7 protein-coding genes and 1 pseudogene are annotated in these 5,759 nt (G+C 66.7%); 5 read left to right on the top strand and 3 right to left on the bottom strand.

Going from position 1 to position 5,759, the window contains the following annotated elements:
• Both NP3_RS32870 and NP3_RS32865 read left to right on the top strand, forming a co-directional pair.
• The coding region (locus tag NP3_RS32870; RefSeq protein WP_218024980.1) for a LysE family translocator at positions 1-634 on the top strand (634 nt) is incomplete at its 5' end.
• Between the two features lie 7 nt (positions 635-641).
• A pseudogene (locus NP3_RS32865) lies at positions 642-1,339 on the top strand (transposase family protein).
• A gap of 46 nt (positions 1,340-1,385) precedes the next feature.
• Here the strand turns inward: NP3_RS32865 and NP3_RS32860 are convergent.
• Positions 1,386-2,105: an SDR family oxidoreductase gene (locus NP3_RS32860; protein ID WP_063045633.1), complete on the bottom strand. Its 720-nt coding sequence runs from the start codon at positions 2,103-2,105 to the stop codon at positions 1,386-1,388.
• Between the two features lie 101 nt (positions 2,106-2,206).
• Here NP3_RS32860 and NP3_RS32855 point away from each other — a divergent pair, with 101 nt between their 5' ends.
• The gene (locus NP3_RS32855; protein WP_063045632.1) at positions 2,207-3,055 is read left to right on the top strand and encodes a helix-turn-helix transcriptional regulator; all 849 of its coding nucleotides are present in this window, start codon (positions 2,207-2,209) and stop codon (positions 3,053-3,055) included.
• A 191-nt stretch (positions 3,056-3,246) separates the two neighbouring features.
• Positions 3,247-3,600, top strand: coding sequence for a VOC family protein (locus NP3_RS32850; protein ID WP_063045631.1), 354 nt, complete (start codon positions 3,247-3,249; stop codon positions 3,598-3,600).
• Positions 3,601-3,613: 13 nt separating this feature from the next.
• Here the strand turns inward: NP3_RS32850 and NP3_RS32845 are convergent, their stop codons facing one another.
• Together NP3_RS32845 and NP3_RS32840 are read right to left on the bottom strand one after the other, a co-directional pair.
• Positions 3,614-4,270 (bottom strand): hypothetical protein, encoded by a 657-nt coding sequence (locus NP3_RS32845; protein WP_063045630.1) that lies wholly within the window; start codon positions 4,268-4,270, stop codon positions 3,614-3,616.
• A 60-nt stretch (positions 4,271-4,330) separates the two neighbouring features.
• Positions 4,331-4,741: a winged helix-turn-helix transcriptional regulator gene (locus NP3_RS32840; RefSeq protein WP_063045629.1), complete on the bottom strand. Its 411-nt coding sequence runs from the start codon at positions 4,739-4,741 to the stop codon at positions 4,331-4,333.
• Between the two features lie 81 nt (positions 4,742-4,822).
• On the opposite strand from NP3_RS32840, the gene NP3_RS32835 reads away from it, so the two are divergent.
• Positions 4,823-5,731, top strand: coding sequence for a Rossmann-fold NAD(P)-binding domain-containing protein (locus NP3_RS32835; protein ID WP_063045628.1), 909 nt, complete (start codon positions 4,823-4,825; stop codon positions 5,729-5,731).
• Positions 5,732-5,759: the final 28 nt, after the last annotated feature.

Below are 5,759 nucleotides of genomic sequence, written 5' to 3'. Positions count from 1 at the left end.
GTTGTCGTTCGCCGTTGTCGCTGGTTTGCTCACCGTTGTTCCCGGGCTCGATACTGCGCTGGTGCTGCGCGCTGCGATCGGGCGCAACCGCCGCCATGCCTTTGCGACCGCTGTCGGGATCGGCAGCGGCACGCTTGTGTGGGGTGTCGCTGCGGCGGCGGGTGTGTCGGTGCTGCTCACCGCGTCGGAGTTGGCCTTCACCGCGCTGCGGATCGCCGGTGCTATGTATCTGATCTGGATGGGCTTGGGCATGCTACGGGGCGCGCTACGCCACCCGGCCGCGTTCGTCGCCGAGCCCGACATGACCACATCGCCGCGCGACATCGTCGGGGCCTGGGCCCGCGGGCTGGGCACCAACCTGCTCAATCCCAAGGTCGGCGTGTTCTACATGGCGATGCTGCCGCAGTTCATCCCGGTCGGGTCGTCGCATCTACTGATGGGCACGGCGATGGCGATGGTGCACAATCTCGAGGGCATGGTCTGGTTCACCGCGATCATCTGCGCCGCGAGTTTCGCCCAGGCCTGGCTGAACCGGGACTGGGTGCGCCGGACGATGGATGCGGTCACCGGAGCCGTGCTGGTGGGATTCGGTGTCGATCTGGCCCTGGTGCGTACAGGCGAAGGGCCTCGTTGACCGTTGTGTGACGAACGACATCGAGACCCTTCTCACCGCACTGTATGTGAAGATCGATGACGAGTTGGCAGGACCGCGATGGACGGGCAGGCCACCGGTTCTGACCGACTCCGAGCTGGTGTGCCTGGCGGTAGCCCAGTCCCTGTTGGGGTTCACCTCCGAGGCGCACTGGCTGCGGTACGCGCGTAAACATCTGGCCGGGATGTTTCCGTATCTGCCGCAGCAGTCCGGCTACAACACAAACGCCTGCGCAATGCGCTGGGCTTGGTCAAGCGGGTAATCCGGATGCTGGCCCGTTCCAGCGAGTTCTGGCTGGATGACTGCTGGATCGTGGACTCGACCCCGGTGCCATGCGGCATGTCCCGGCCCACCGTCGCGCGCTCGGAGCTGGCCGGGTGGGCCGGGTGGGCCGGCCGCGAGTTCGAAACCCTGTTGGGCGAGTACGGGATCACGATGTTGCGGCCCTCACGCAAGGACGAGACCACCCGCTTCGGTGAGCCAGTGCTGAAGAAGGTGCGCCAATTGATCGAGTCGGTCAACGACACCCTCAAAGGCCAGCTCGACCTCGAACACCATGGCGGACGCTCCTGCCAGGGCGTGGCCATCCGCGTCGCCCAACGCGTACTAGCGATGGCCGCTGCGATCTGGCACAACCACACGATCGGCGCACCGATCACCCGATCCCTGATCGCCTACGACCACTGACCAGACTTCGGACTTACTCGTCTAGGTGAGGCCGCCGGTCGGATGCTTACCAGGGCACCCGGCCGACGCGGTTGAAGAAGCCGCCTGTGGGGCCGTCGGGACCGATGGACGCGAGATGCACGATGGCGTCGGTGCCCTCGGTGACCGTTTGATGCCCTGAGTTTCCGTTCAAATCCGTTGCGGTGTAACCGGGATCGGCGGCATTGACCCGCATCTGCGGCAGTTCGCGGGAGTACTGGGTGGTGATCATGTTCAGTGCGGTCTTCGAGGAGGGATAGACCAGCCCGAGGATCTGCGATTCGATCCGGCTCGGATCGGAGGTGATGGCGATCGAACCGATGCCGCTGGACACCATCACGATGCGCGGGTTGGTGGCCGCGCGCAGCAGCGGGAGAAAGGCGTGGGTAACCTGCACGGGCCCGAAAACGTTGGTCTCGAAGACCTTTCGGAAATCGGCGGCCACGGTATCGGCGGGTGTGGCGCGCGTACCGCCGATACCCGCATTGTTGATCAGAACATCCAGGTGCGGCGTCCGGCCCGCGATGGTCTGGGCGGCGGCCGCGATCGATTCGACGGACGTCACATCCAACTGGACGAACTCGACGTCCAAACCCTGTTCGGCGAGTTCGAACGCGGCCGCCTTGCCCCGCTCCGCGTCGCGGGCACCGAGGAATACCCGCCAGCCGAGTTCGGCCAGCCGACGGACCGTTTCGCGGCCGATTCCCTTGTTCGCCCCGGTCACCAGGGCTGTTGTCGTGTTGGTCATGACTCGACCTTGGCCCGCCACCCGAATCTCGCTCCAGGGCTGACAACTCCTGGGACCGGCAGTACCACCCCGGGGTCCGTGCCCTGCGGCATCATCGAGGCATGGATCGCGCCGAACTCGCCAAGCTGCTGCGGCAGGCCCGGGCCCGGGTGCGGCCGCGCGATGTCGGGCTGCCCAGCGGTTCGCGCCGCCAGGTGCCCGGACTGCGGCGCGAGGAGGTCGCGCAACTGGCCGGTGTCAGCGTCGACTATGTGGTCCGGCTCGAACAGGGACGCGGACCGCGACCGTCGGTGGCGGTGCTCGGCGCGCTCGCCCGCGCCCTACGGCTCGCGGATCCCGAACGCGATCTGCTGTTCCGGCTGGCCGGTTCCGCGCCACCGCAGCAAGGCCGCATCAACATGGTGGTGCGACCGAGCGTGCTGCGGCTGCTGGACCGGATGGCCGATCTGCCCGCACTGGTGATCTCCGCGAAAGCCGATGTGCTGGCCTGGAATCCGATGGCGGCGGCATTGCTCGGGGACTTCTCCGCGTGGTCGCCCGCCCGGCGCAACATCATCTGGCAGTCCTTCCTCGGGACCGAACCCTCCCGCGTGGTCTTCACCCCCACCGAGGCCGAGGCGGCCGCTGAATCCTGGGTCAGCTCGCTGCGCAGCGCGAAGGCGGCCTATCCCGACGATCCGGACCTGGCTCGGCTCATCGCCGAACTACGTTCGCGCAGTATGCGATTCGACCGACTGTGGCGCGAAGGGAGCACCGGCAACTGGCGCAGCGCCACCAAGACCATCGATCATCCCGAGGTCGGACGGTTGATCCTGGATTGCGACGCCCTGTTCGTCCCCGACAGCGACCAGGCCGTGGTCGTGTACTCCGCGGCACCCGACACCCCCGCCGCCTCGGCACTCGAACTGCTCCGAATCACGGGGACGCAGCAGCTCAGCGAGCAGCGATAGGGGAAGGCCGATCGCGCGATGTTGGTCTTGACGGCCGAGACGCCTTCGCCCGCATAGCGGCCGACGACTGCTGCGCGCGACGGCTCGGAGTGCCAAGGCTACGTGTTGGACGGGGCGCCGACCGTCGTCACCGCCGAGGGTGCAGCAGCAGTTCGGCGACGACTTGCACGCGGTCTTGGCAAGATAGCGGCATGGAACGTGTGCTCGGAATCGGTGGATACTTCGTGCGGGCCGTCGACCCGGCGGCCCTGAGCGCGTGGTATCGCGATTGCCTGGGCCTGGACGCAGATGAGAACGGTCTGTGGAATCAGGGAGCAGGGCCGACGGTGTTCGCGACGTTCGAGTCCGAGACCGACTACTTCGGGTCCCGCGCTCAGCAAACCATGCTCAACTTCCGGGTCCGCGATCTGGACGCGATGCTCACGCAATTGCGCGCCAAGGGAGCGGATGTGGCCGAAGAGACGCAGGACATGGCGGGCGTCGGTCGCTTCGGCTGGGTCACCGATCCTGCGGGCAATCGGGTCGAACTGTGGCAGCCCGCCTGATCCGGTCGCGGTGCTATCCGGAGAACTCGTCGGCGAGGGTGTTCCAGAACATGAGTTCGTAGTTTTGGAAGAGTCTGGCGTACAAGTGTGCGTCGTTCGGATTCAAGCGTCCGCTGTCGATTCCGGCCTGGATCGCGGCGTGGGCCCGCTGTTCGGCTTCGGGGGTGCCGACGGCGAAGAGGTCGAAGAATGCGCAGGCGGGGTCGTCGAACTCGTAGTGCGCGCGCATGCCTTCGGCGACGGCCCGGCAGTAGCGGCCGAAGGCGGCGACATTCGCGTAGATACCGGCCGCGGCGGCGGAAGGCTCGGCGTTCAGCGCCAACCAGGCGACATAGGCCGGGTAGGCCTGGCAACCCGCTCTGGGTAGCTCCATGCCCTGGTCGGGTCCGGCTGCCGCTACGAGCGCGTCCAACAGCGCGAGTGCCTGCCGCTCACCGGGAGGGAGGCCGTCGAGAAACGCTCTGACATGCGGTTCGTCCGTCTTCGCCGCCAAGGCGTGGAAGCTGCGCCAGTCGCTGCTGACGATGCGCTGTTCCTCGGCGGCGATCGCGGCGAAGACCGCGCGTGGTGCTTTGCCCACCGAGATGAGCGCAACCATGCGGTTGTCGTCGTCGTGCGGTGCCAGCTCGGCTTGGATCCCGTCGAGCAGGTCACGAGCGGTAAGGGTCATCGGAACCTCCCTGTGGGAATGCTTCCATTCAAGCGCTGTTCGCCCGTGTGCGACAGGTGTTCAGTCGGCGTGCTCGGCATCCCAGTGTCTGCGCGCGGCGGCGATACGGTCCTTGTGATCGCGCGACCACTCGGCGAGGGCGCCGATGGCCTCGGCCAGGCTCTGGCCGGTCTCGGTGAGCCGGTATTCGACCTGCGGTGGAATCGTCGGATACGCGATGCGCTCGACCATGCCGTCGCGGCACAGCCGCTTGGTGGTCAGTGTCAGCATCCGCTGTGAGATGCCGGGAATCGCCCGCTCCAATTCGCGGAAACGCCGCACTCCGTTACTCAATTCGACGATCACCAATACCGTCCACCGATCCCCGAGCCGGTCGAGCACATCGCGGATGCCGCAGTCGTCATCGCCACAGGGCCCGTCGGGAATAGTGCCCGTGACCTGCGCGGTGACCGCCGTGTTCGTGACCGACATGAAAGTGCCTCCTTATGCCGCGCGCCGCGGCCGCCGATGCTGGGGACGAATTCAGCAACTACAACAATCGGGAGCGTTGCGATGATCCTGGTAACCGGCATCTCCGGATCCCTCGGCGGCCTCGTCCACCGCGGCCTGTCCACCCTCGACGAACTGACAGTAGCGGCGGGCAGCCGCTCCGGTGACGACACCACCACGCGCCGAATCGATTTCGACGATCCGGTAACGCTGTCCGCGGGGCTGCGGGATGTCGATGTCCTGGTACTGATTTCGGCCGGATATGCCGAAGACGATGTGGTCTTGGCCCGACACGGCGCGGTGATCGACGCCGCCACGGCCGCCGGGGTCCGGCACGTGATCTACACCAGCCTCGCGGGTTCCGGCGATTTGATGACTATTGCGCTGCCGCATCGGTGGACCGAAACCCGGCTGGCCGCAGCGCCATTCGATGTGACGGTCCTCCGTAACGGCCTCTACGCCCAGGTGCCGGTCGGTCTCGCTGTCGCCGGTGCCGCCGACTCGGCCGAATCCGGGGTATTCGCCGCGGCGTTCGGCACCGGCCGGATCTCGGTGGTGGCGCGCGAGGATCTGGCCGAGGTGGCCGTGCGGGTGGCCGCGGAGACCGAGCGTGATCTGGCGGCGGGGCGGCGGAGCAGGCATGCGGGCAAGGTGTACGAGCTGGAGGGAGTGACCGCGGTCGGTGGCGTGGATATCGCCGAGATCCTCAGCGAATCCCTCGGTCGCCCGGTGCGATACGCGCCCGTCTCGCTCGGCGAAATGCGGAATATGTTGCAGGACAGTGGATTGGAGCCGTATCAGATCACGCACACACTCTCGTTGTTCGCCAATCTCGGTGCCGGACTCCTCGAATCATCGAGCACTGACTTGCTCGAGCTGCTGCCGAGCGCACCGCGCGATATTCGGGCCCTCATCACCGGCGCGGTGCAGTCGGGCGGGTATCAGTCGGTATCGGTGAACGCGGCGGGCTGAGCAAGCCGCAGCGGTGAATGCGTGCGGC

Source organism: Nocardia pseudovaccinii NBRC 100343 (genome assembly GCF_001613225.1).
In the GTDB taxonomy this organism is placed as follows: domain Bacteria; phylum Actinomycetota; class Actinomycetes; order Mycobacteriales; family Mycobacteriaceae; genus Nocardia; species Nocardia pseudovaccinii.
The sequence above is the reverse complement of the archived record's forward strand: the minus strand, read 5'-3'. Positions and strand labels throughout refer to the sequence as shown.

Excerpts from the sequence above, each read along its gene's own strand:
- NP3_RS32845 (WP_063045630.1), bottom strand. The coding sequence starts at position 4,270 with ATGACCCTTACCGCTCGTGACCTGCTCGACGGGATCCAAGCCGAGCTG.
- NP3_RS32850 (WP_063045631.1), top strand. The coding sequence starts at position 3,247 with ATGGAACGTGTGCTCGGAATCGGTGGATACTTCGTGCGGGCCGTCGAC.
- NP3_RS32860 (WP_063045633.1), bottom strand. The coding sequence starts at position 2,105 with ATGACCAACACGACAACAGCCCTGGTGACCGGGGCGAACAAGGGAATC.
- NP3_RS32835 (WP_063045628.1), top strand. The coding sequence starts at position 4,823 with ATGATCCTGGTAACCGGCATCTCCGGATCCCTCGGCGGCCTCGTCCAC.
- NP3_RS32855 (WP_063045632.1), top strand. The coding sequence starts at position 2,207 with ATGGATCGCGCCGAACTCGCCAAGCTGCTGCGGCAGGCCCGGGCCCGG.
- NP3_RS32840 (WP_063045629.1), bottom strand. The coding sequence starts at position 4,741 with ATGTCGGTCACGAACACGGCGGTCACCGCGCAGGTCACGGGCACTATT.